At 72.3% G+C, this 22798-nt stretch carries 22 protein-coding genes; 9 read left to right on the forward strand and 13 right to left on the reverse strand.

Annotation, left to right across the window (positions count from 1 at the left end):
• Positions 1–6: 6 nt before the first annotated feature.
• Together FB563_RS37405 and FB563_RS37410 are read right to left on the reverse strand one after the other, a co-directional pair.
• Positions 7–924, reverse strand: coding sequence for a PfkB family carbohydrate kinase (locus tag FB563_RS37405; RefSeq protein WP_055710222.1), 918 nt, complete (start codon positions 922–924; stop codon positions 7–9).
• Positions 925–1180: 256 nt separating this feature from the next.
• Positions 1181–2656, reverse strand: coding sequence for an amino acid permease (locus tag FB563_RS37410; RefSeq protein ID WP_055710221.1), 1476 nt, complete (start codon positions 2654–2656; stop codon positions 1181–1183).
• Between the two features lie 234 nt (positions 2657–2890).
• On the opposite strand from FB563_RS37410, the gene FB563_RS37420 reads away from it, so the two are divergent.
• Entirely contained in the window at positions 2891–3607 is a 717-nt protein-coding gene (locus tag FB563_RS37420; protein WP_055710220.1) for a MerR family transcriptional regulator, read from the forward strand.
• Here the strand turns inward: FB563_RS37420 and FB563_RS37425 are convergent.
• Genes FB563_RS37425 through FB563_RS37435 form a run of 3 tightly spaced genes read right to left on the reverse strand, consistent with a single transcriptional unit; the run spans position 3593 to position 8245 of the window.
• On the reverse strand, positions 3593–5776 hold the full coding sequence (locus FB563_RS37425; RefSeq protein WP_055710219.1) for a 3-hydroxyacyl-CoA dehydrogenase NAD-binding domain-containing protein: 2184 nt from the start codon (positions 5774–5776) through the stop codon (positions 3593–3595). The two genes, FB563_RS37420 and FB563_RS37425, sit on opposite strands and share 15 nt — an antisense overlap.
• A gap of 50 nt (positions 5777–5826) precedes the next feature.
• Positions 5827–7041: an acetyl-CoA C-acetyltransferase gene (locus tag FB563_RS37430; RefSeq protein ID WP_142219199.1), complete on the reverse strand. Its 1215-nt coding sequence runs from the start codon at positions 7039–7041 to the stop codon at positions 5827–5829.
• 43 nt (positions 7042–7084) lie between these two features.
• Positions 7085–8245, reverse strand: coding sequence for a CaiB/BaiF CoA transferase family protein (locus FB563_RS37435; RefSeq protein WP_142219200.1), 1161 nt, complete (start codon positions 8243–8245; stop codon positions 7085–7087).
• Between the two features lie 367 nt (positions 8246–8612).
• On the opposite strand from FB563_RS37435, the gene FB563_RS37440 reads away from it, so the two are divergent.
• Positions 8613–9812, forward strand: a complete 1200-nt coding sequence (locus FB563_RS37440) for a saccharopine dehydrogenase family protein (RefSeq protein WP_142219201.1) — start codon at positions 8613–8615, stop codon at positions 9810–9812.
• 115 nt (positions 9813–9927) lie between these two features.
• Complete coding sequence (locus tag FB563_RS37445; RefSeq protein ID WP_055709859.1) at positions 9928–10116, forward strand: hypothetical protein; 189 nt, start codon at positions 9928–9930, stop codon at positions 10114–10116.
• On the opposite strand, the gene FB563_RS37450 is transcribed toward FB563_RS37445, so the two are convergent.
• Positions 10080–10820, reverse strand: coding sequence for an endonuclease V (locus tag FB563_RS37450; protein WP_055709860.1), 741 nt, complete (start codon positions 10818–10820; stop codon positions 10080–10082). The two genes, FB563_RS37445 and FB563_RS37450, sit on opposite strands and share 37 nt — an antisense overlap.
• 60 nt (positions 10821–10880) lie before the next feature.
• On the opposite strand from FB563_RS37450, the gene FB563_RS37455 reads away from it, so the two are divergent.
• A complete protein-coding gene (locus FB563_RS37455) occupies positions 10881–11177 on the forward strand; it encodes a YciI family protein (protein WP_055709861.1) in 297 nt (98 codons plus the stop codon).
• A gap of 27 nt (positions 11178–11204) precedes the next feature.
• Here the strand turns inward: FB563_RS37455 and FB563_RS37460 are convergent, their stop codons facing one another.
• A complete protein-coding gene (locus tag FB563_RS37460) occupies positions 11205–11543 on the reverse strand; it encodes a hypothetical protein (protein ID WP_055709862.1) in 339 nt (112 codons plus the stop codon).
• 59 nt (positions 11544–11602) lie between these two features.
• Positions 11603–12706, reverse strand: a complete 1104-nt coding sequence (locus tag FB563_RS37465; RefSeq protein ID WP_199833010.1) for a WD40/YVTN/BNR-like repeat-containing protein — start codon at positions 12704–12706, stop codon at positions 11603–11605.
• Positions 12707–12914: 208 nt separating this feature from the next.
• Here FB563_RS37465 and ssgD point away from each other — a divergent pair, with 208 nt between their 5' ends.
• Positions 12915–13331: a spore wall synthesis regulator SsgD gene (gene ssgD / locus FB563_RS37470; protein ID WP_055709864.1), complete on the forward strand. Its 417-nt coding sequence runs from the start codon at positions 12915–12917 to the stop codon at positions 13329–13331.
• A 142-nt stretch (positions 13332–13473) separates the two neighbouring features.
• On the opposite strand, the gene FB563_RS37475 is transcribed toward ssgD, so the two are convergent.
• Complete coding sequence (locus FB563_RS37475; protein ID WP_055709865.1) at positions 13474–14313, reverse strand: isocitrate lyase/PEP mutase family protein; 840 nt, start codon at positions 14311–14313, stop codon at positions 13474–13476.
• Positions 14314–14647: 334 nt separating this feature from the next.
• On the opposite strand from FB563_RS37475, the gene FB563_RS37480 reads away from it, so the two are divergent.
• From FB563_RS37480 to FB563_RS37490, 3 genes are all read left to right on the forward strand, one after another.
• Entirely contained in the window at positions 14648–16303 is a 1656-nt protein-coding gene (locus FB563_RS37480) for an ABC-F family ATP-binding cassette domain-containing protein (RefSeq protein ID WP_055709866.1), read from the forward strand.
• A 99-nt stretch (positions 16304–16402) separates the two neighbouring features.
• Positions 16403–17179 carry a dimethylargininase gene (gene ddaH / locus FB563_RS37485; RefSeq protein WP_055709867.1) on the forward strand — a complete coding sequence of 259 codons (777 nt, stop codon included), beginning with the start codon at positions 16403–16405 and terminating at the stop codon, positions 17177–17179.
• A gap of 256 nt (positions 17180–17435) precedes the next feature.
• A complete protein-coding gene (locus FB563_RS37490; protein ID WP_055709868.1) occupies positions 17436–18410 on the forward strand; it encodes an acyl-ACP desaturase in 975 nt (324 codons plus the stop codon).
• A 58-nt stretch (positions 18411–18468) separates the two neighbouring features.
• Here FB563_RS37490 and FB563_RS37495 read toward each other — a convergent pair whose 3' ends face one another.
• Positions 18469–18714 (reverse strand): WhiB family transcriptional regulator, encoded by a 246-nt coding sequence (locus tag FB563_RS37495; RefSeq protein ID WP_055709873.1) that lies wholly within the window; start codon positions 18712–18714, stop codon positions 18469–18471.
• Between the two features lie 271 nt (positions 18715–18985).
• Between FB563_RS37495 and FB563_RS37500 the strand changes: the two genes are divergently transcribed.
• Complete coding sequence (locus tag FB563_RS37500) at positions 18986–19777, forward strand: VOC family protein (RefSeq protein WP_055709869.1); 792 nt, start codon at positions 18986–18988, stop codon at positions 19775–19777.
• Between the two features lie 118 nt (positions 19778–19895).
• On the opposite strand, the gene FB563_RS37505 is transcribed toward FB563_RS37500, so the two are convergent.
• From FB563_RS37505 to ligD, 3 genes are all read right to left on the reverse strand, one after another.
• On the reverse strand, positions 19896–20987 hold the full coding sequence (locus tag FB563_RS37505) for a LacI family DNA-binding transcriptional regulator (protein WP_411573228.1): 1092 nt from the start codon (positions 20985–20987) through the stop codon (positions 19896–19898).
• A 117-nt stretch (positions 20988–21104) separates the two neighbouring features.
• Positions 21105–21272: a hypothetical protein gene (locus tag FB563_RS43350; RefSeq protein ID WP_159045615.1), complete on the reverse strand. Its 168-nt coding sequence runs from the start codon at positions 21270–21272 to the stop codon at positions 21105–21107.
• A 458-nt stretch (positions 21273–21730) separates the two neighbouring features.
• Entirely contained in the window at positions 21731–22750 is a 1020-nt protein-coding gene (gene ligD, locus FB563_RS37510) for a non-homologous end-joining DNA ligase (RefSeq protein ID WP_199833011.1), read from the reverse strand.
• Positions 22751–22798: the final 48 nt, after the last annotated feature.

Here is a 22798-nt window from a genome sequence, read left to right on the forward strand (position 1 = left end):
CGCCGGCTAGGGGCTCGGCTCTGCCGCCCGTTCGAGCAGCCCGTCCCGGTCCATCGACTCCGCTCGGGAGGCCGGGACGGTGCAGGCGTGGGCGCCCGCGACCGCGCCGTAGCGGGCGCAGGTCTCGGGCGGTTCGCCGGCGAGGCGGCCGTAGAGGAACGCGGCGGCGAAGGCGTCGCCCGCGCCGTTGGAGTCCACCACCGGCCCGGGCGGCGGCGCCGCGGGCACGCGGGTCAGCTCGCCGTCGGCCAGCAGATACGCGCCCTCGGCTCCGGCGGTGGCGACCACCACCTCGGCCCTGCCCCGCTCGGCGATGCGCCGCATGGTGCGCTCGGGGTCGGTCAGCGCGGCGGCCGACAGGAAGACGACGTCCGCCGCGTGGGCGAAGGGCTCGTGGTACGGGTTCTCCCCGTCCCAGTCGTGCAGATCCGTGGACAGGGGCACGCCCGTCGCGGTCAGCACCGGCAGGGCCTCGGCGCAGGGCTGGGTGATGGTCACGTGTACATGGCGGCTCGCCCCGGCCAGTATGTGCAGCAGTTCGGGTGGGAAGCGGTCGCCGGGGCGGGCGCGGCTGGTGTCGTACAGGGACAGGCGGCGGCCGTCGGGGCCGACGAGGTTGACCGCCCGCTTGGTGCCGGCGGGCTGCGGAAGTGCGGTCAGTCCGATGCCGTGCTCGCGGTGCAGGGCCCGCACGAGGTCGCCCTCGGGGTCGTCGCCGAGCAGGTCGAGGTGGTGGGTACGCAGGCCGAGTGCGGCAAGGCCCAGCGCGACGAAGTCGCCGGTCTGTCCGGCCCGGGTGCGGATCCCTGAGTCGATCATGTAGCTGTCGGCGTAGGGGAGCGGCAACTCGGGGACGTGGATGATCGTGTCCACGCCGGCTCCGCCCAGCACCAGGACGTCCGTCGCGGGGGTTTGTGAGCTCATCCGCCGCCCTCTCCGTGGTCGTACACCGTGACCGCGCGCTCCGCAGGGTGGGCCGGGGGCCTCTCGCCGTGGGTCCTCCAGGCAGTGGGGATCTGCGGACCCGACGTGGCTTGTCGCGCAGTTCCCCGCGCCCCTCTGGGCGCGCCCCTGACCGTACATCGCAATCGACCGACGGCACGGTGGCGTCACCCCGGACATACGTGATCTCCGGCATGACGCCACCGTGGGCGATGCCACTGACAGTGGCGCTGAGCTGTTACTTCGTGAGTTCGGACAGCTCCTGGTCGGTGTTCTTCGACACCCGGCGGCGCACGCCGAACCAGCCGGCGACCAGCATGACGGCGATCACCGGAATCAGCAGGATGGTCTTCCGGCCGACGTCGGGGTCGTTCCACATCATGCCGAGGCAGACCAGCAGGAACACGATCGTGGCGATCTCGGTGACCGGGCTGAACTTCAGCTGGAAGTGCGGCCGGGTCGCGAGGCCCGCGCGGGCGCGGCGGACGAAGACCATGTGGCAGATCATGATGATCACCCACGTGCTGATGATGCCGAGGGAGGCGACGTTCAGCACGATCTCGAAGGCCTGGCTGGGCACCAGGTAGTTCAGGCCGACGCCGAGCACACAGACCGCGCAGGTCAGCAGGATGCCGCCGTAGGGGACCTGGCTGCGGTTCATGCGGGCGGTGAACTTCGGGGCGGAGCCCGCCATGGCCATGGAGCGCAGGATGCGGCCGGTGGAGTACAGGCCGGAGTTCAGCGAGGACATCGCCGCGGTCAGCACGACCAGGTTCATCACGTCACCGGCCGCGGGGACGCCGATCTTCGACAGGACCGTGACGAAGGGGCTCTCGTCGGCGGAGTAGACCGAGCCGGGCAGCAGCAGGGCGAGCAGGACGACCGAGCCGACGTAGAACAGGCCCACACGCCACATGATCGAGTTCACCGCGCGGGGGACGACCTTCTCCGGCTCGGCGGTCTCGCCGGCCGCGACACCGACCAGTTCGAGGGCGGCGTAGGCGAAGATCACGCCCTGCATGACCAGGACGACCGGCATCGCGCCGTGCGGGAAGAGTCCGCCGTGGTCGCTGATGACGCTCAGGCCGGGGGTGTGGCCGCCGACCTTGTGCTGGGTGGCGAGCAGGAAAACGCTGATCAGCATGAAGCCGACGATGGTGGCGACCTTGATGATCGCGAACCAGAACTCCATCTCGCCGAAGATCTTCACCGAGATCAGGTTCACGGCCAGGACCACCGCGAGGGCGATCAGGGCCAGCACCCACTGGGGAATGCTGGTGAACATGCTCCAGTAGTGCGTGTAGAGCGCGATCGCGGTGATGTCGGCAATGCCGGTGGTCGACCAGTTCAGGAAGTACATCCAGCCGGCGACGTAGGCGCCCTTCTCACCGAGGAACTCGCGCGCGTAGGACACGAAGGACCCGGAGGACGGGCGGTACAGGACCAGCTCGCCCAGGGCCCGGACGACGAAGAAGGCGAAGACGCCGCAGACCAGGTAGGCCAGGGCGAGCGCCGGGCCGGCGTTGTGCAGACGGCCGCCGGCGCCCAGGAGGAGTCCGGTGCCGATGGCGCCACCGATGGCGATCATGTTGACGTGGCGGGCCTTGAGGTCCTTGCTGTAACCGGCGTCGCCCGCGTCCGCGGGCGTGCGGTCCGCCTGGGCCGCATGGGTGCGTGCGGCGACCTGTGCCGATTCCACGGCGTCCTTGCTCACGGGTGGTTCACTTCCTGGTGCGCCCGGGCCTCGTGGGCCCGGGGGACGTGCAGGGCTCGGTCCGCACCACCCTGTTGAGTCGCGGCACAGACCAAGCCAGCAGCTTCCCAGAAGGAATCACCTCTACGCGGTGGCCCATGTCACACAGCGTTACTTCTCACACGATCAACCCAGGGTTCACATGACGTTCACCCGAGGTTTCACACCATTGGTGAGACAGCGATACTGCTGCACATGACGACCCATGCCGGGGACACGCCCCTCACCATCGACGAGCTGGCCGCCAGGGCGGGCGTCACGGTGCGCACCGTCCGCTTCTACGGCAGCAAGGGTCTGCTGCCGCCGCCGGTCATCGGCCCGCGCCGGGTGGGGCACTACGGGCCGGACCACCTGGCGCGGCTGGCCCTGATCGAGGAGTTGCAGCAGCAGGGCATGACGCTTTCGGCGATCGAGCGCTACCTCAGGCAGCTGCCCGCCGACCTCTCCCCCCATGACCTGGCCATCCACCGCGCGGTCGTCGCGTCCTGGGCGCCGGACGCGGTCGACACGGTGCCGCGTGAGGAGCTCGAGCGGCGGGCCGGACGGCCGCTCGCCGACGAGGACGTGGAGCGGCTGGCGGCGATGAACGTCGTCATGGCAGCGGACGACGCGGAGGGTGACACCTTCCGGGTCGACTCCGGGCTGCTGCGGCTCGGCGTGCAGCTGCTCGACGTACCGCTGTCGCAGGAGGTGATCCTCGCGGCGCGCAAGGTGCTGATCGAGCACTCGCGCGCCGCGGCCCACGAGCTCTCCCAGCTCTTCCGCGGCGAGGTGGCGGAGCGTGATGCGCGGGACGTGAAGTCCCTGTCGGCGCACATGCACCCGCTGGTGGTGCAGGCACTGCTGACGACGTTCCAGCGCTCGCTGCGGGAAGAGCTGAGCGAGTGGGTGACCGGGTCAGGAACGGACTGAGTCGCTGAACGGCTCCCCCTTCTCCGCCTTCTCCACGAGCAGCGCGGGCGGGGTGAAACGCTCGCCGTAGGCCTCGGCGAGCTCACGCGCGCGGGCCACGAATCCGGGCAGGCCCCCTTCGTAGCCGTTGATGTACTGCAGGACGCCGCCGGTCCAGCCCGGGAAGCCGATGCCGAGGATCGAGCCGATGTTGGCGTCGGCGACCGAGGTCAGCACGCCCTCCTCCAGCAGGCGCACGGTGTCGAGCGCCTCGGAGAAGAGCATCCGCTCCTGCATGTCCCGGAACGGGATCCGGTGTCCCGGCTTGGTGAAGTGCTCGCGCAGGCCCGGCCAGAGCCCGGCCCGCTTGCCGTCCTCGGTGTAGTCGTAGAAGCCGGCGCCGCCGCTGCGGCCCGGGCGGCCGAACTCGTCCACCATGCGGTCGATGACCGCCTCCGCCGGGTGCACGGTCCAGGTGCCGCCCGCCTCCTCCACGGCCCGCCTGGTCTCGTTGCGGATCTTGCGCGGGAGGGTGAGGGTCAGCTCGTCCATGAGGGAGAGCACCTTGGCCGGGTAGCCGGCCTGGGCCGCGGCCTGCTCGACGGAGGCGGGCTCCAGCCCCTCGCCGACCATGGCGACGCCCTCGTTGATGAAGTGGCCGATCACGCGGGAGGTGAAGAAGCCGCGCGAGTCGTTCACCACGATCGGCGTCTTGTTGATCTGCCGGACCAGGTCGAAGGCCCGGGCCAGGGCCTCGTCCCCGGTGCGCTCGCCCTTGATGATCTCCACCAGCGGCATCTTGTCGACCGGGGAGAAGAAGTGCAGCCCGATGAAGTCGCCCTGGCGCTCCACGCCCTCGGCGAGCGTGGTGATGGGCAGGGTGGAGGTGTTGGAGCACAGCAGCGCGTCGGGCGCGACGACGGACTCGATCTCCTGGAACACCTTGTGCTTGAGCGCGGTGTCCTCGAAGACGGCCTCGATCACCGCGTCGCAGCCCGCGAGGTCGGCGGCGTCGCCGGTGGGCGTGATCCGGCCGAGCAGCGCGTCCGCCTTCTCCTGGCTGGTACGGCCCTTGGCGACGGCCTTGGCGCACAGCTTCTCGGAGTAGCCCTTGCCCTTGGTCGCGGCCTCCAGGGAGACGTCCTTCAGGACGACGTCGATGCCGGCGCGGGCGCAGGAGTACGCGATGCCGGCGCCCATCATGCCGGCGCCGAGGACTGCGACCTTGCGGACCCGGCGGGGCTCGATGCCCTTCGGGCGGTTGGCGCCGGAGTTGACGGCCTGGAGGTCGAAGAAGAACGCCTGGATCATGTTCTTGGAGGTCTGCCCGGCGGCCAGCTCCACGAAGTAGCGGGCCTCGATGACCTGGGCGGTCTCGAAGTCGACCTGGGAGCCCTCGACGGCCGCGGCGAGGATGTTGCGGGGAGCCGGGTAGGGGGCGCCGTTCGTCTGCTTGCGCAGGGTGGCCGGGAAGGCGGGCAGGTTCGCGGCGAACTTCGGGTTGGCGGGCGTACCGCCGGGGATCCTGTAGCCGGGCTTGTCCCAGGGCTGCTGCGACTCGGGGTTGGCGTCGATGAAGGCGCGGGCCTTGGCGAGCAGTTCCTCGGGCGTGGCGGCGACCTCGTGGACGAGGCCGTTCTCGTGGGCGCGGCGTGCGTTGTACTGCTGGCCCTGGAGGAGCACCTTCAGCAGGGCGTCGGCGATGCCCAGCAGCCGTACGGTGCGCACGACGCCGCCTCCGCCGGGGAGCAGGCCGAGGGTGACCTCGGGGCAGCCGATCTTGGTGCCGGAGGTGTCGAGGGCGACCCGGTGATGGCAGGCGAGGGCCAGTTCGAAGCCGCCGCCGAGGGCGGCGCCGTTGATGGCGGCGACGACGGGCTTGCCGAGCGTCTCGATGCGGCGCAGGTTGCGCTTGATGGCGAGGCCGCCGTCGAAGAGGTCCTGGGCGGTCTCCGGGGTGACCCGGATCAGGTCGCGCAGGTCGCCTCCCGCGAAGAAGGTCTTCTTGGCGGAGGTGAAGATGATGCCGCGGATGGAGTCCCGCTCGGCCTCCAGGCGGTCGGTGATCGCGGCGAGGGAGTCGCGGAACGCCTGGTTCATGGTGTTCGCGGACTGGTTGGGGTCGTCCAGGACGAGGGTGACGACACCGGTGTCGTCCTGCTCCCAGCGGATGGTGGTGCTCTCGGTCATGACAGTCGTCTCCGTTGAGGTCTCGGAAGTCCCGTGATTCCGCGGGGAGTTCAGATGCGCTCGACGATGGTGGCGATGCCCATGCCGCCGCCGACGCACAGGGTGGCGAGGCCGTAGCGCTTGTCCTGGCGCTCCAGTTCGTCCACGAGGGTGCCGAGGATCATCGCGCCGGTCGCGCCGAGCGGGTGGCCGAGGGCGATGGCGCCGCCGTTGACGTTGACCTTGTCCAGGGACAGGCCCATGTCCCTGACGAAGCGCAGCACGACCGCGGCGAACGCCTCGTTGATCTCGACCAGGTCGATGTCGTCGATGGTGAGGCCGGCCTTCGCCAGGGCCTTGCGGGTGGCGGGGGCGGGGCCGGTGAGCATGATGGTGGGCTCGGAGCCGGAGACGGCGGCGGAGACGATCCGCGCGCGCGGGGTGAGGCCGTAGCGCTCGCCGACCTCCCCGGAGCCGATCGCGACGAGCGAGGCGCCGTCCACGATGCCGGAGGAGTTGCCCGCGTGGTGGACGTGGTCGATCTTCTCCACCCAGTGGTACTTCTGCAGCGCGACCGCGTCGAAGCCGCCGAGCTCGCCGATGTCCGCGAACGACGGCTTGAGCTTCGCGAGGGAGTCGGCGGTGGTGCCGGGGCGCAGGTGCTCGTCGTGGTCGAGGACGACCAGGCCGCTGCGGTCCTTCACGGGGACGACGGAGCGGTCGAAGCGGCCCTCCTTCCAGGCCGTGGCGGCGCGCTCCTGGGACAGGGCGGCGTACTCGTCGACGTCCCGGCGGGAGAAGCCCTCGATGGTGGCGATCAGGTCGGCGCCGATGCCCTGCGGCACGAAGTTGACCGCGAGGTTGGTCATCGGGTCGTTGAACCAGGCACCGCCGTCGGAGGCCATCGGGACCCGGGACATGGACTCGACACCGCCCGCGAGGACCAGGTCCTCCCAGCCGGAGCGGACCTTGGCCGCGGCCAGGTTCACGGCCTCCAGGCCCGAGGCACAGAAGCGGTTCTCCTGCACGCCGGCGACCGTGTCGGGCAGTCCGGCGGCGATCGCGGCGATCCGGGCGATGTCGGAGCCTTGGTCGCCGACCGGTCCGACGACACCGAGCACGATGTCGTCGACGGCGGCCGGGTCGAGGCCGGGGAAGCGGTCGCGGATCTCGTGGATGAGGCCGACGACCAGGTCGATGGGCTTCGTGCCGTGCAGGGCGCCGTTGGCCTTGCCGCGGCCGCGCGGGGTGCGGATCGCGTCGTACACGTACGCTTCGGTGCTCACTGGTGTGCCTTTCGGGAGGGTGGGCCGAGCGGGCTGGGCCGGGTCAGTCGGCGTCGGTGACCGGGTCGTCGTTCACGGGTGCGGGTATCCCCCAGTCCCGCGCCACCGCCTCCGTGTCGGCACCCGGCAGGGCGGGGCCGGTACGGACGCCTGTGGGGGTGGCGGAGAAGCGGGGGGCGGGGGCCGGCTGGGTGATGCCGGCGTGGTCGGTGAAGGTGCCGCGAGCGGCCAGGTGCGGGTGGTGCGGGGCCTCGCGCAGGGAGAGCACGGGGGCCACACAGGCGTCGGTGCCCTCGAAGAGTGCCGTCCACTCGTCCCGGGTGCGGGACTTGAAGCGGGCGGCGACGCGCTCGCGCAGCTCGCCCCAGCGGGTGACGTCCTTGTGGGCCGGTGCCAGGTCGTCCAGGCCGAGCAGGCGCAGGAACTCCGCGTAGAACTGACCTTCCAGGGCGCCGACCGCCATGTGCTTGCCGTCGGCGGTCTCGTAGGTGCCGTAGTAGGGGCAGCCTCCGTCGAGGAGGTTGGCGCCGCGCCGGTCCTGCCAGCCGCCGGCCGCGAGCATGCCGTGGATCATCGCCGAGAGGTGGGCCGTGCCGTCCACGATGGCGGCGTCGACGACCTGTCCGGTGCCCGTCACGCGCGCGTGGTGCAGGGCGGCGAGCACGCCGACGACCAGGTACAGGGAGCCGCCCGCGTAGTCGCCGAGCAGGTTGGCGGGAAAGACCGGGGGCTCGTCCGGGCGGCCGGTCATGCCGAGGGTGCCGGTGAGCGCGATGTAGGCCACGTCGTGTCCCGCGCGGTCGGCGAGGGGGCCGTGCTGTCCCCAGCCGGTCATGCGGCCGTAGACCAGGCGGGGGTTGCGGGCGTGGCAGTGCTCGGGGCCGACGCCGAGGCGCTCGGCGACGCCCGGGCGGTAGCCCTCGACGAGGATGTCGGCCCGCTCGACGAGGTCCAGCACGCGCGCGGGGCCGTCCGGCGCCTTCAGGTCGACCACGACCGAGCGCTTGTTGCGGTTGGTGACGTCGTACGCGGGGTCGATGCCGAGGCCGGGGCCACGGGGCCGGTCCACCCGCACCACGTCCGCGCCCAGGTCCGCGAGGAGCATGGCGGCGAACGGGCCCGGACCGATGCCGGCCAGCTCGACCACGCGCACGCCGGAGAGCGGACCGCTGCCCGGCGTCGCCGGCGTCTGTGCCGTCGTCATGCGTCCAGCCCCCAAGCGCGTGTGACACAACTGATGTAACACCGGTGATGCTAAGAACGCGTTCCACCGGACACAAGACCCAACGAGCAAGCGCTTAGCCAAGTGCCCGGCTGCGCGCACATCACCCGGGAGAGTGAGAGGCGGCTGCGGCCCGCTCCGCGCCGACGGCCTCGCCGCGGAGTCGGACGGCGGGGCCGGGCGGGCGACCGCCGTCGCCCACACCGAGGAACTCGCACGCTTCCTCCCGTTTCGTCGGGGCGTTCCCGGCTGCGGCCACCGCTGCCTCCGGGCTGCTCGTCGTCGCTCGCTCCCCTCACGCTAGCCTCAGCCACCGACAGCGGCGCGGGCTGCGGGACCAAGGGGTGTCATGAGCAGGCTGAACAGGACGGACCGTCCCTACGACATCGTGCTCTTCGGAGCCACCGGCTTCGTCGGCACCCTCACGGCGGAGTATCTCGCCGCGCACGCGCCGAAGGACCTGCGCTGGGCGGTGGCCGGCCGCGACCAGGGCAAGCTGGAACGGCTGCGCGAGAGGCTGCCCGGCGGCACCGACATCGGCGTGCTGCGGGCCGACGTGAGCGAACCCGCGACCCTGCACGCCCTCGCCGGGCACGCGCGCGTGGTCGCCACGACCGTCGGGCCGTACGTGCTCCACGGCGAGGAACTGGTCGCCGCCTGCGCGGACGCCGGGACCGACTACCTGGACCTGACCGGCGAGCCGGAGTTCGTGGACCTGATGTACGTCCGGCACGACGCACGCGCGCGGGAGACCGGCGCGCGCCTGGTGCACGCGTGCGGTTTCGACTCCGTACCCCACGACCTGGGCGTGTACTTCACGGTCCGGCAGCTGCCGGAAGGCGTACCGCTGACCGTGGACGGATACGTGACCGCCGACGCGGCCTTCTCCGGCGGCACCCTGGCCTCGGCGCTGAACCAGTTCGCCCGCGGCCGGCAGCTGCTGGCCGCGGCGCGCGAACGGGGCCGGCACGAGCCGCGGCTGATGGGGCGCCGGGTCGCGGCGCCGACGGGCGCGCCCCGGTTCGCCAAGGAGGTCGGCGCGTGGGCGCTGCCGCTGCCGACCGTCGACCCGCAGATCGTGCGCCGCTCGGCGAAGGCGCTCGACCGGTACGGCCCCGACTTCCGCTACCGGCACTACGCGGCGGTGCGGCGCCTGCCGGTCGCCCTCGGCGGGGTCGCCGCCGTCGGCGCGGTGCTGGCGGCCGCCCAACTGCCGCCCGCACGGCGTTGGTTGTCGGGCCGGCTGCAGCCGGGGGACGGGCCGAGCGCGGAGAAGCGGGCACGGAGCCGGTTCGCGGTGCGCTTCGTCGGCGAGGGCGGCGGGCGGCGCGTGTTCACGGAGGTCTCGGGCGGCGACCCCGGCTACGACGAGACGGCGAAGATGTTCGCCGAGGCGGCCCTCAGCCTGGCCTTCGACGACCTGCCGCCGGCGGCCGGGCAGGTCACCACGGCGCAGGCGATGGGCGACGCCCTGACCGAGCGGCTGCGCGCCGCGGGGATCACCTTCCGGGTCGCGGCCACGGGCCCGGACGCCTCCTCCCCCGTTTGAGACTTCCCCAGGGACCGCCCCCGGCCACCAGCGACCGTCGCCGCGAAAGTCTCACAAGGTTCTTCAATGAAACGATGGAGGCCCAGGCCGTAGAGCCGAAGGAGGCGCAAGAGGCATGAAGTTCGTGCTCGAAGTGACCGTGGACGAGGGCGCGCCGGCGCAGGAACGCGCCGGTGAGCTGGGACGCATCCTGCGCTACTGGGGCGGGAACCTCCACCATTACGCCCTCGAACCCGGAGACGGCTCGGCCGTCCACGACTCGGAGTATCAGGAGGTCGGCGCCTGGCGCGTCGTCGCCTCCTGAGCGCCGTGTCCGGTGCTCTGTGCCGCCTCCCGCAGTGCCCGGCGGCACAGGGCGTCCGCCCGGCGCGTGGTCTCCGGCAGCCGGTAGCGCGGGGTCAGGGCCAGCGTGTGGGCGACGGCGTTGTCCAGGCTCACCCGGTGGCCGACGGAGACGAAGACCGGTTTGACGCCGTCCCGGGTGCGCAGTGCGCGCCCGACCTCCTCGTCCCGGGCGAGCAGCGGGGCCCAGGCGCCCCGCGCCGGGTCCGGATCGTCGTAGGTGAAGGTGAACGGGTTCTTGGCGACGCCGATGGCCGGCAGGCCGGTGAGCACGCCGAGGTGGCTCGCGAGGCCGAAGCGGCGCGGATGGGCCAGGCCGTAGCCGTCGCAGACCACCAGGCCGGGAGAGCACGGCAGCCGGTCCAGGGCGGCCCGGACGGCCGGCATCTCGCGGAAGGCGAGGAGGCCGGGCACGTACGGGAAGGAGACCCGGCCGACGGCCGTCGCCTCGGCCACCACCTCCAGGGTGGCGGCGTCCAGCACGACGGCCGCCGCGGCGACGAGGTCGAGCTCGTCGTCGTAGGCGACGTCGACCCCGGTGACCCGGCCCGTGCCGGGCTCGGGTCCGCGCTCGTCGAGCACCACACGCCCGCGCAGTTCGTCCTGGACCGCCCGGGCCTCTTCCTCGGTCGCGGGCCAGCCCGCGGGTACGCCTACGGTCGTCATGGTGACCTGAACTGTACGGTCCCGGGGCCGTCGTGGGAGCCGGGGGGTAGGGTCGCGATCATGTTCGTACTGGAGCTGACCTACACCGCACCTCTCGACGCCGTCGACGCGCTGCTGCCGGAGCACGTGGCATGGCTCGAGGAGCAGTACGAGAAGGGCCTCTTCCTGGCCTCCGGGCGCAAGCACCCGCGGGACGGCGGGGTGATCCTCGCCGTCGCCGGGGACCGCGCCCGGATCGAGGAGATCGTGGCGGGCGACCCCTTCGCCGCCGGCGGCGTGTGCACCTACCGCATCACGGAGTTCACCGCCACGAAAACGGCCCCGGAACTGGCCCGCCACCGGCAGACACTGGCCTGACTCCGCCACTGATCACCTTCTTGGCGTTCAGCCCTTCTTGGCGTTCAGCGCGCGCTGCAACTCGTCCTTGTTCATGTGCGAACGGCCCTCGATGCCGCGCTGCTTCGCCTCGTTGTACAGCTGGTCGCGGGTCGGGCCCTGGGAACCGACCCGGTTGCCCGACCGCTGACCGCCGCGCTTGCTGGACGACATGTCCTGCGTCGAGCTGCGGCTCGCGGTCTTGGACTCACCGGAGCGGGCGCGTTCCTTGTTGACCGTCCGCGCGGCGATCTCCTTGGCGCGCCCGGTGCTCTCGCCCCGGTCCTGCGCGCTCTTCTTGATGTGCTCGTACTGGCGCTCGCGCTTGGAGCTGGAACCGGCGGGCATGATCGCTCCCTTTCTCTCGCTCTTCGTGGGAACGAGTACCCGGGTTCCGGGCGTTCACCTCAGCGTTCCAGCCGCGCGACCCTCCCCTGCTCGCCGGCCGCCCAGCAGCTGAGGTCGGGCGTGCAGTCCACGGTGTCGTACGAGCCGGTGTCGATCGTGCGCCAGGTGCGGCCGGCGTCGATGGTGAGGTCGGTGCCCGTGGGGCCGACGGCGAGCGCGGCGGTGCGGCTGTGCGGCAGCCAGACGGCCCCGGAGCGGTAGGCGGGCGGGGGCGCGGTGGCCGCGGTCCAGGTGCGGCCGCCGTCGGCGGTGACCGCGGCGGCCCGCGGCGAGGCCTGGTCGGGGCGGTAGTCGCCGCCGACGGCGAGGCCGTGGCCGCGGTCGCGGAACGCGAGCGCGAAGACGCCCTTGGCGGGATCGCCGGCCGGCACCGGCGTGTCGGCGGCCGTCCAGGTCAGTCCGCGGTCGGCGGAGTGCAGCACGCGCGCGTGGGCGCCGCCGCCGGTGGCCAGCCAGACGTCCTTCGGGCCCGAGGTCACCAGGCACTGGCCGCTCGCGGCGAAGCCCGCCTCGCCGTCGAGGGCGGGCGGCATGCCCGCCGAGGGCAGCACCCGCCAGGAGCGGCCGCCGTCGCTCGTGGACAGGATGCGGAATCTTCCGTCCACGGGGTCGCTCATCGCGAGGCCGTGCCGGCGGTCGAAGAAGGCCAGGCAGTCGTAGAACGCGTTCGGGTCGGGGTTGCGGAACGACTCCGTCCAGGTCGCCCCGCCGTCCTCGGTGCGGTACAGGCGGGAGGCCTCGCCCTCGCCGATGGCCAGCACCACGGCGCGCCGCGCGTCGAACGCCTCGACGTCCCGGAACTGCAGATCGGCCGCGCCCGGCGGTGAGACGTTTCGCCAGCTCGCTCCGCCGTCCGTGGTGCGCAGCACCGTGCCGCCGGTGCCGGCCAGCCAGGCGGTGTGCCGGTCGACGGCCGCGAGGCCCCGGAAGCGGACCTGCGGGGTGCCGGGATCCTTCGGCGCCCAGTGCGGGCTGCCCCGCCCCTGGGGCGCTGCCTCGGCGGTGGGCACGGTCAGCGCGGCCAGTGCCGCCCCGCACGCCACCCCCGCCGCCAGCAGCCTGCTCGTGCGTCCTCTGCGTCGCGTGCTCCCCAAGCGCCTCATGGCGGGCGAAGCTAGCCCACCGGCCAGGCGCCGTCCAGAGGCCAACTGCCCTTCGCGCACGGGGAGAGAGCGGGAGGGCACCGTGCATGAACACGGTGACCGAGGTCACTCGTGATTCCTGTGCACGGATCGGCCGGATCCGTCGTCTCTTCCGGTACCGGGTGCCGCACACCCGGGCGTAGTCCAGCCGTCACGAGGGAGCAAGGCGTTGTCCACCGTCATCGAGCAGCCCGTAGAGGCCCGTCTCGTCGCCGCCGCACCGCGCATGCCGAGCATTCCCGCCACGCTGCGCTACGACCGGTGCGACCCGTTCGCCGTCGTCATGGCCTTCCCGGCCCCGGCCACCCTCGAAGGGGTCGAGGTGTGCTGGACCTTCTCCCGCGAACTGCTCACGGCCGGGCTGCAGCGGCCCGAGGGGCACGGGGACGTCCGGGTGCGGCCGTACGGCTACGACCGCACCGTGCTGGAGTTCCACGCCCCCGAGGGCACCGCGATCGTGCACGTGCGCTCGGGCGAGATCCGGCGCTTCCTGGAGGCCACCAACGCGCTCGTGCCCGTCGGCCTCGAACACCTCCAGCTCGACCTGGACAACGACCTGGCCGAACTGATGCGGGACGCCTGCTGAGCACTCCGCGTGCGTGAAGGCGGGAGTGCGGCTTCGCGCGCGTGAGGCCCGCACTGGCGTCCCCGCGCGCGTGAACACGAAGCGCGCGAGAGGCTCCGCGTGCGTCGCCCGACGTCGGCTCCGCCTGCGCCGGCCGACGCCTTCAGCCCGCCGGACGCGTGAGCAAGCCATTCAGCTCCCCGTAGTCGTATCCGCCGGCCAGCGCCCCGTACGTCCCCGCCTCCAGCAGCTCCCGCGCGGCGCGGCGGACCAGGGCATGGGCGGCCTGGGCGAGTCCGGAGCCCGCGCTGATCCGGGCGACGCCGAGGGCGGCCAGCTGGGCGACGGACGGTGCGCCGGGGAAGACCATGACGTTGACCGGGCCGTCGATGCCCGCGACCAGCTCCTTCACCGTCCCCGGGTCGACGGCCCCGGGGACGAAGATCCCGTCCGCGCCCGCGGCTCGGAAGGCAGCGGCCCGCTCCAGGGTGGCGTCCATTCCCCCGGCGCCGCGCAGGAACGTGTCGATCCGTGCGTTGACGAACAGCGGCACGCCCGCCTCGTCGGCGGCCGCACGGGCGGCGGCGATCCTCGCCGCCTGCTCGGCGACGGGCCGCAGCGGCTCGCCGCCCTCCTCGTGCCGGGCGTCCTCGATGTTGACGCCGACGGCGCCCGCGGCGAGGACCGCCCGGACGGTGGCGGCGACCCCGGCGGGGTCGGAGGCGTAGCCGGCCTCGATGTCCGCGCTGACCGGGACGCGCACCACGGCGGCGATGCGGGCCACGGCGTCCAGCGCGCGGTCGCGGTCGAGCCGGTCGCCGTCGGCGGCGCCGAGCGCCCAGGCCAGCCCGGCGCTGGTGGTCGCGACCGCCGCGGCGCCGGCCTGCGCCACGACGGCTGCGCTGACCGCGTCCCAGGCGTTGGGCAGCACGAGCGGCCGGCCGGGCACGTGCAACGCGTGGAAGGCGAGGGCGGTTTCGCGGAGCGGATGCTGATGCGTCATGGGCCCAGCCAAGCAGTCGGCGCGGGCCTGGAGCCGGCAGGAATCCGACATGAGCGTGGGGCCTTTAATTACGTTGACACCCACCAGGCCCCCTCCTAGCGTGTACATCGGTCCTGTTGCCGTCGATTGGAGAAGGACGTTGCTCGTCTGAGGTCCTGAGGCATCGCGTCGCACCGGTTGAGGTGTGTGCGCGGCGTACGACCTCGGCGTCCGAGCCGTCCTCGGGCACAGGCCCTTTCTCACGGCCTTTTCGTGCCCCACGACCCTTCGGTTCCGGCCTCGCGGTGCCTCGACATGCGTCCACCCGACCGCACGAACCCCTCGCGAGGCCCTCATGTCATCTTCCCTCACCTGTACGTCCCTGTCCTTCGCCTGGGCCGACGGCACCGCCGTCTTCGACGGCCTCGACATCGCCTTCGGACCCGGCCGCACCGGTCTCGTCGGCGTCAACGGATCAGGAAAGTCAACCCTGTTGAAGCTGCTGGCCGGCGAACTCACCCCGGCCGACGGCACCGTCAGGGTCACCGGCGAGGTCGGCTACCTCCCGCAGCACGTCACCCTCGACACCGCGCTCCGCGTCGACCAGGCTCTCGGCATCGCCGAACGGCGGGCCGCACTGCACGCCATCGAGGCCGGCGACGTCGCCGAGGAGCACTTCGAGACGCTCGGCGACGACTGGGACGTCGAGGAACGCGCCCTCGTCACGCTCGGCGAGCTCGGTCTCGGCCACATCGGCCTGGACCGCACCGTCGGCGAGGTCTCCGGCGGCGAGTCGGTGCTGCTGCGGCTGGCCGCGCTGCTGCTGCGCCGCCCGGACGTCCTGCTGTTGGACGAGCCCACCAACAACCTCGACCTGTACGCGCGCCGACGGCTGTACCAGGCCGTCTCGGCGTGGCCGGGCGTGCTGGTCGTGGTCAGCCACGACCGGGAACTGCTCGACCTCGTCGACCAGATCGCGGACCTGCGCTCCGGGGAGGTCACCTGGTACGGCGGCAACTTCTCGGCGTACGAGGAGGCGCTGGCCGTCGAACAGGAGGCGGCCGAGCGGATGGTGCGCGTCGCCGAGGCCGATGTGCGCAAGCAGAAGCGCGAACTGGCCGACGCCCAGGTCAAGCTGGCCCGCCGCAAGCGGTACGGGCAGAAGATGTTCGAGCAGAAACGCGAGCCTAAGATCGTCATGGGTGCCCGTAAACGCGCCGCCCAGGAGTCGGCCGGAAAGCACCGCATCATGCACGAGGAGCGGCTCGCCGAGGCCAGGGAGCGTCTGGACGAAGCGGTGGAGGCGGTACGGGACGACGACGAGATCCGCGTCGATCTGCCGTACACGGCCGTACCGCCCGGCCGGCAGGTGCTCACCCTGGAGAACCTGGAAACGGCCTGCCACGCGCGCGTGGAGGGCATTCTCGATCTGCGCGGCCCGGAGCGCATCGCGCTGGTCGGCCGCAACGGCGCCGGCAAGACGACGCTGTTGCGGACGGTCGCCGGGGAGCTGGCGCCGTTGGCCGGAGAGGCGCGGGCGCATGTCCCGATGCGCTTCCTGCCCCAGCGGCTGGACGTGCTGGACGACGCGCTGACGGTCGCCGAGAACGTGGCCCGGTTCGCGCCGGGCGCCACCAACAACCGCGTCCGCGCGCGGCTCGCCCGCTTCCTCTTCCGGGGCGCACGGGCCGACCAGAAGGCGGCCACCCTGTCGGGCGGCGAGCGGTTCCGGGCGGCCCTGGCCGCGCTGATGCTCGCCGAGCCGGCACCCCAGCTGCTGCTGCTCGACGAGCCGACCAACAACCTCGACATGGCGAGCGTGCGCCAGCTGACCTCGGCCCTGGAGTCGTACGAGGGCGCGCTCCTCGTGGCCGGCCACGACCTGCCGTTCCTCGAGTCGATCGGTATCACCCGCTGGCTGCTCATGGAGGAGGGCGTACTGAGAGAGATCTCGCCGGAGGACATCGGGGCCTCGTCACAGGAGCGACGTATCAGGAGGGGCACAGCCTGACAACGAGGGTTTTGTGCGGGCCGGAGCGCCCTGCATGATGGCGGACCGGTGCCGTCTCACCGGCACCGGACAACGCACCATCGATTCGAAAGGCCCCTCGTGCCCAGCAAGAAGGCCCTCGTCCGCCGCCCCAGCCCCCGCCTCGCCGAAGGCCTGGTGACGCACATCGAGCGGGAGAAGGTCGATGTCGGGCTCGCCGTCGAGCAGTGGGAGGCCTACGTCGAGGCCCTGCGCACGCACGGCTGGGAGACGATCGAGGTCGAACCGGAGGACGACTGCCCGGACTCGGTGTTCGTCGAGGACACCGTCGTCATGTACAGGAACGTGGCGTTGATCACCCGGCCCGGCGCGGACTCCCGCCGTGCGGAGACCGTCGGCGTGGAGGAGGCGGTGGCCCGCCTCGGCTGCTCGGTCAACTGGATATGGGAGCCGGGCACGCTGGACGGCGGTGACGTCCTGAAGGTCGGCGACACGGTCTACGTCGGCCGCGGCGGACGCACCAACGCCGCCGGTGTGCAGCAGGTGAGGGCCGCCTTCGAGCCGCTGGGCGCGCGCGTGGTGGCCGTTCCCGTGAGCAAGGTGCTGCACCTGAAGTCCGCGGTGACCGCGCTGCCCGACGGCACGGTGATCGGGCACATACCGAAGGTCGACCGGCCGTCGCTGTTCCCCGGCTTCCTGTCGGTGCCGGAGGAGTCCGGCGCGCACGTGGTGCTGCTCGGCGGGCACAAGCTGCTGATGGCGGCGAGCGCGCCGAAGACCGCGGAACTGCTGACCGATCTCGGCCACGAGGTGGTCACGGTGGACATCAGCGAGTTCGAGAAGCTCGAGGGCTGTGTGACATGCCTCTCGGTGCGGCTGCGCGAGCTGTACGCCTGACGGGCGGGCCCACCACCCCGACGGCCCCGGAATCCGCAGCTCCCGGGGCCGTCGCCCTGCCGGAACGGGCCGGCGCAGCCACGCGGCAACACGTCGGAAGGGGCCGTCCGACGGTACTGATCAGCGATCTTTACGACAGCCTTAACCTACGGCTTCGTAACCTACGCATTCGTAGCCTACGATCTCGTAGGTTCCGGCACCGCTCGCCGGACCGTCCCCCGTTTCTCCCCTTGTTCGGCGTCCCCCTGGAGTTCCCGTGACGATCACCTCCCCTCACCTCGGCAGCCCGTCCGCATGGACCGACGCGCGGCTGCTGTTCGCCCTGGAGGAAGTGGTCGAGACGGAACTGAACCGGCATCTGAAGGTCGCCAAGGACTGGATGCCACACGAGTACGTGCCCTGGAGCGACGGCCGTAACTTCCCCGGCCAGTTCGAGGACGGGGAGGCCTGGGCCAAGGACCAGTCCAAGGTGACCGAGATCGGCCGCATCGCCCTCGTCGTCAACCTGCTCACCGAGGACAACCTGCCGAGCTACCACCACGAGATCGCCACGCTCTTCGGCCGCGACGGCGCCTGGGGCACCTGGGTGCACCGCTGGACGGCCGAGGAGGGCCGGCACGGCATCGTGATGCGCGACTATCTGCTCACCTCGCGCGCGGTGGACCCGGACAAACTGGAACAGTTCCGCATGGCCCACATGAGCGAGGGCTTCGAGTCCGACAACCGGCACTCGATGCTGCACTCGGTCGCCTACGTCGCCTTCCAGGAACTGGCCACCCGGATCTCGCACCGCAACACCGGCCACCAGTCCGGCGACCCGGTCTGCGACCGCATGCTGTCCCGCATCGCGACCGACGAGAACCTGCACATGGTCTTCTACCGCAACCTGCTGAAGGCCGCCTTCGAACTGGCTCCCGACCCGACCATGCAGGCGGTCCGCGACGTCGTGGTCGACTTCCGCATGCCCGGCCACGGGATCCCGGGCTTCGAGCGGGCGGCCGCGCAGATGGCCATCGGCGAGGTCTACAACCTGCGGATCCACCACGACGACGTGCTGCAGCCCGTGCTGCGCTTCCTGAAGGTCATGGAGATCGACGGTCTCGGTCCCGAGGGACGCCAGGCGCAGGAGGAACTCGGCCTGTTCATGGGGGGCCTGAACGCGGAGGCCACCAAGTTCGACGAGAGGCTGGCCGCCCGCAAGGCCCGGATGGCGTCCCGGGCCGGAGCCTGACGCACTCCGGGCCCGCCCGCCGGAAGGACGGATGTCAGGCGGGCGCCGGCGGACGGCGTCAGTGGGACGTGCGGCGCAGGGCGAGGCGCTCCTTCTCGGACAGGCCGCCCCAGACGCCGAAGCGCTCGTCGTTGGCCAGCGCGTAGTCAAGACAGGCCGGGCGCAGCTCGCACATGGCGCAGATGCGCTTCGCCTCGCGCACCGAGCTGCCGGGCTCGGGGAAGAAGAAGTCCGGCCCGGTCTGCGCGCACAGGGCCTGCGCCTGCCAGGTGTCGTCGGCCGGGGTGATCGTTTCGAAGGGCATGACCAGGATCGTGCCGCGCGGCGAAAAACGTTCGATCAACGCCGGGTCAACGCCGTCGGCCCGGCGTCCGGCCGCCCCCGATGATGCTCCCCCGGACCGCACCGACGCACGGCGGCGCGCGGGGCACGGCGGAAACCCGGAGGACGCGCCCGGCCAACCGGGGTGAGAGCGGGAACCGTCCGGCGCGTCGTGGCGCTCCGGCGGCGATTGTCAGTGGGGGGTGCCAGACTCGGCAGTGCAGAGGACGGGACCCCTTTCGAGGAGGGCGAAGATGCTCACCACCCGTTTCGTCGACGGCGCCCCGAACTGGATCGACATCAGCACCCCGGACATCGACGGCGCCGCCTCCTTCTACGGCGGCCTCTTCGGCTGGCAGTTCCAGTCGGCGGGGCCGGACGCCGGAGGCTACGGCTTCTTCCAGCTGGGCGGCCGGACCGTCACGGGCGGCATGCAGTCCGGCCCCGAGCAGGGCCCGCCGGCCTGGACGGTGTACTTCCAGAGCGCGGACGCCCAGGCCACCGCCAAGGCCGCCGAACAGGCCCATGGCAGAGTGCTGTTCCAGCCGATGGACGTCATGGGCGAGGGCCACATGGCGGTCCTCGCCGACCAGGCGGGCGTGCCCTTCGGTATCTGGCAGCCGGGCCGGACCAAGGGCGTCGACATGGCGAGTGAGCCGGGCTCGCTGTGCTGGGTCGAGCTGTACACCCCGGACATCGCGGCGGCCGCCGCCTTCTACCACAAGGTGCTGGGCCTCGAGACCTCCGCCGTGCCCTTCCCGGGCGGGACGTACACCTGCGTCAATCCGGCCGACGGCGGGGAGGACGCGATGTTCGGCGGGATCGTGCCCCTGGCCGACGACCCGTCCGAGGCCCAGGGCAGCCCGTACTGGCTGCCGTACTTCGAGGTCGAGGACACCGACGCGGTGGTCGAGCAGGCGCGGCGGCTCGGCGGAGAGGTGCGCGTGCCGGCGACGACCATGGAGGGCGTCGGCCGCATGGCCAGACTCGCCGACCCGTACGGTGCCCGCTTCGCGGTGATCAAGAGCGAGTCGCCGCAGGGCTGAATCCGGTTGGCCGACCGGGCCTTGGGCAGCCTCGCGCGGCCGCCAGGTCCGGTTGTCGAACTCCCGCCGTCCGCCCAGGAGGGCGGGCCTCGCGGCGTCAGGTGCGTGACGGCAGGGCCTAGGCCGACGCCCGTCGTATCAGCGTGGTCGGGAGGATCACCCCGCCGGCGTCCGGGCCGTCCACCGTGATTCCGGACCGGCCAGGGCCGTCCGGCCGGTCACGGCCGCCGGACAGACCGCGCAGCAGCAGGCGGGCCATCAGGCGGCCCATCCGCTCGATGTCCTGACGGACGGTCGTCAGCGGCGGGTCGGCCTCCTCGGTGACGGGCAGCATGTCGTCGAAGCCGATCACGGCCACGTCCTCGGGCACCCGCCGTCCGCTCGCGCGCAGCACGCGCAGGGCACCGAGCGCGGTCAGGTCGTTGGCGGCGAACACGGCGTCCACGTCCGGGCAGCGGTCGAGGAGTTCACGCATGGCGCGTTCACCGCCTGCCGGGGTGAAGTCGCTCTCCACCACCAGCCGGGGGTCGTGCCCGCCCGGCACCTCGTCCATGACGTCGCGGTAGCCGTCGAGCCGGTCCACCGCCGACGTCTGGTCCAGGGCACCGGTGAGATGCGCGATGCGTCTGCGGCCGAGGCCCACGAGATGCCGTACGGCCGCGCGTGCCCCGCCCCGGTTGTCGCAGTCGACGTACACCACACCCGGGACCTTCGCCGCGCGGCCGTCGTCGCCCCAGCCTGGCCGTCCGCCGAACACGGTGGGCACGCCGGCGTCCTGGATGAGGCCGGGCAGCGGGTCGTCCAGGTGCAGGGAGAAGACGAGCGCGCCGTCGACATGGCCTCCGGAGAGATACCGGGCCACACGCGCGTGGTCGTCTCGGCCCTCGATGAGCAGCAGCACCAACTGGTTGTCGTGCGCGGTCAGTTCCTTGCTGATGCCGCGCAGCTGCAGTGCGAAGAAGGGGTCGGCGAAGACCCGGGTCTCGGGCTCGGCGATGACAACCGCGACGGCGTCGTGCCGCTTGGTGACGAGGCTGCGCGCCGCCTGGTTGGGGACGTAGCCCAGTTCCGCCACGGCCTGCCGGACGCGTTCGGCCAGGGGTTCACGCACCCCGTCGCCGCCGTTGACCACCCGTGAAACGGTGGCCCGGGACACACCGGCCCGCGCGGCCACGGCCTCCAGGGTGGGACGCGAGACTGCCTCGGCCACTTCGGGACTCCTCATCGGCGGCTGCCGATCAGGATAACCGCACGGTGGAGACCCTGTCGGCGCCGCAGAGAGGCAGGGCCATGGTCGTTGAGCCGCTGCGGTCCGGGCACGACGCAATCAGGTGTACGGCGCGCGCGGCCGCGCGGTGCCCGGCGGGCGGGCCGGGACCCGGGACCAGGTCACGAACAGGACGGTGGCGGCCGCCCCGGCCACCACACGGGCCGGGTCCAGCGCCCGTTCGCCGTGCCGGGCGGCGAACGCCGCAGCCCGGCCGGAGTCGTACACGACGAGTCGACCCGGCCGGCGCTCGCTCGCAAGGCCGCGCAGCGTCGGCTCGCCTGCACACCGGCTCCCGTCAACCGAGCATCTCACGGCCGGCCGTGGCCGGCAGCGCGATGCCGAGCGCGTCGGCCAACCCGGTCCGCCAGACCGCGACGGTCACCGAGTCCAGCAGCACGGGCAGTACGCCACACCGACGCCGTCACCCGGCCGGCACTCGCTCGCAAGGCCGCGCAGCGTCGGCTCGCCTGCACACCGGCTCCCGTCAACCGAGCACCTCATGGCCGGCCGGGGCCGGCAGCGCGGGGCCGAGGGCGTCGGCCGGCCCGGTCCGCCAGGGCGTGACGGTCACCGAGTCCAGCAGCACGGGCAGTACGCCACACCGACGCCGTCACCCGGCCGGCGCTCGCTCGCAAGGCCGCGTCCAGCAAGGCGGGGTTCGCCACGTCGGCGGCGCGTCGTGCTCAGGACGTCTGCTCCCGCCGGGCCCGGCTCGGCTGGACGCGTTTGGGCTCGCCGGGCATCTTCGGGTACTCCGGCGGGTACGGCAGATCACCCAGACCGTGGTCGTGCTCGTCGCGGCGGGCCAGCTCCAGCAGGGCGTCCAGGGAGTAGGCGTGGTCGTCCATGTCGGCGTGGACGTCGCCCAGTTCGGCGAAGCGGGCCGGCATGGTGGCGAGGTCGAAGTCGGCCGGATGGGCGACGCCGACCTCCTCCCAGCGCAGGGGGGCCGAGACGGTGGCGTTGGGGCGCGGGCGTACGGAGTAGGCGGAGGCGATGGTGCGGTCGCGGGCCGTCTGGTTGTAGTCCAGGAAGATACGGCGGCCCCGCTCCTCCTTCCACCACTTGATCGTCACGTGGTCGGGCATCCGGCGTTCCATCTCCCGGCCGACGGCGATCGCGGCGCGGCGCACCTGGGTGAAGGTCCAGCGCGGTTCGATCGGGATGAAGACGTGCAGGCCCCGGCCGCCGGAGGTCTTCGGCCAGCCGCGCAGTCCGCCGAACTCGTCGAGGACGGCGCGCAGTTCGTGGGCTGCGCGAACCGCGTCGTCGTAGTCGGTGCCGGGCTGCGGGTCGAGGTCGATGCGGAGTTCGTCGGGGCGGTCGACGTCCGTGGCGCGCACCGGCCAGGGATGGAAGGTGAGCGTGCCGTACTGGGCGGCCCAGACGACGGCGGCCTGCTCGGTGGGGCACATCTCGTCGGCGCTGCGGCCGCTGGGGAAGGTGATGTGGGCGGTCGGGATCCAGTCGGGCATGCCCTTCGGGGCCCGCTTCTGGAAGAACCACTCGCCGCCCACGCCGTCCGGGTAGCGCTCCAGGGTGGTGGGGCGGTTGCGCAGCGCGCGCAGGATGCCGGGGCCGACGGCGACGTAGTACCGCGCGAGGTCCAGCTTGGTGAAGCCCCGTTCCGGGAAGAAGACCTTGTCCGGGCTGGACAGCCGTACGGTCCGGCCGTCCACCTCCAGTTCCACCGCAGCACCCATGCGGCCACGGTAGGCGCCCCCCGCACGGCTCGCATACCGGGCGGCACG

This window comes from Streptomyces puniciscabiei (genome assembly GCF_006715785.1).
In the GTDB taxonomy this organism is placed as follows: domain Bacteria; phylum Actinomycetota; class Actinomycetes; order Streptomycetales; family Streptomycetaceae; genus Streptomyces; species Streptomyces puniciscabiei.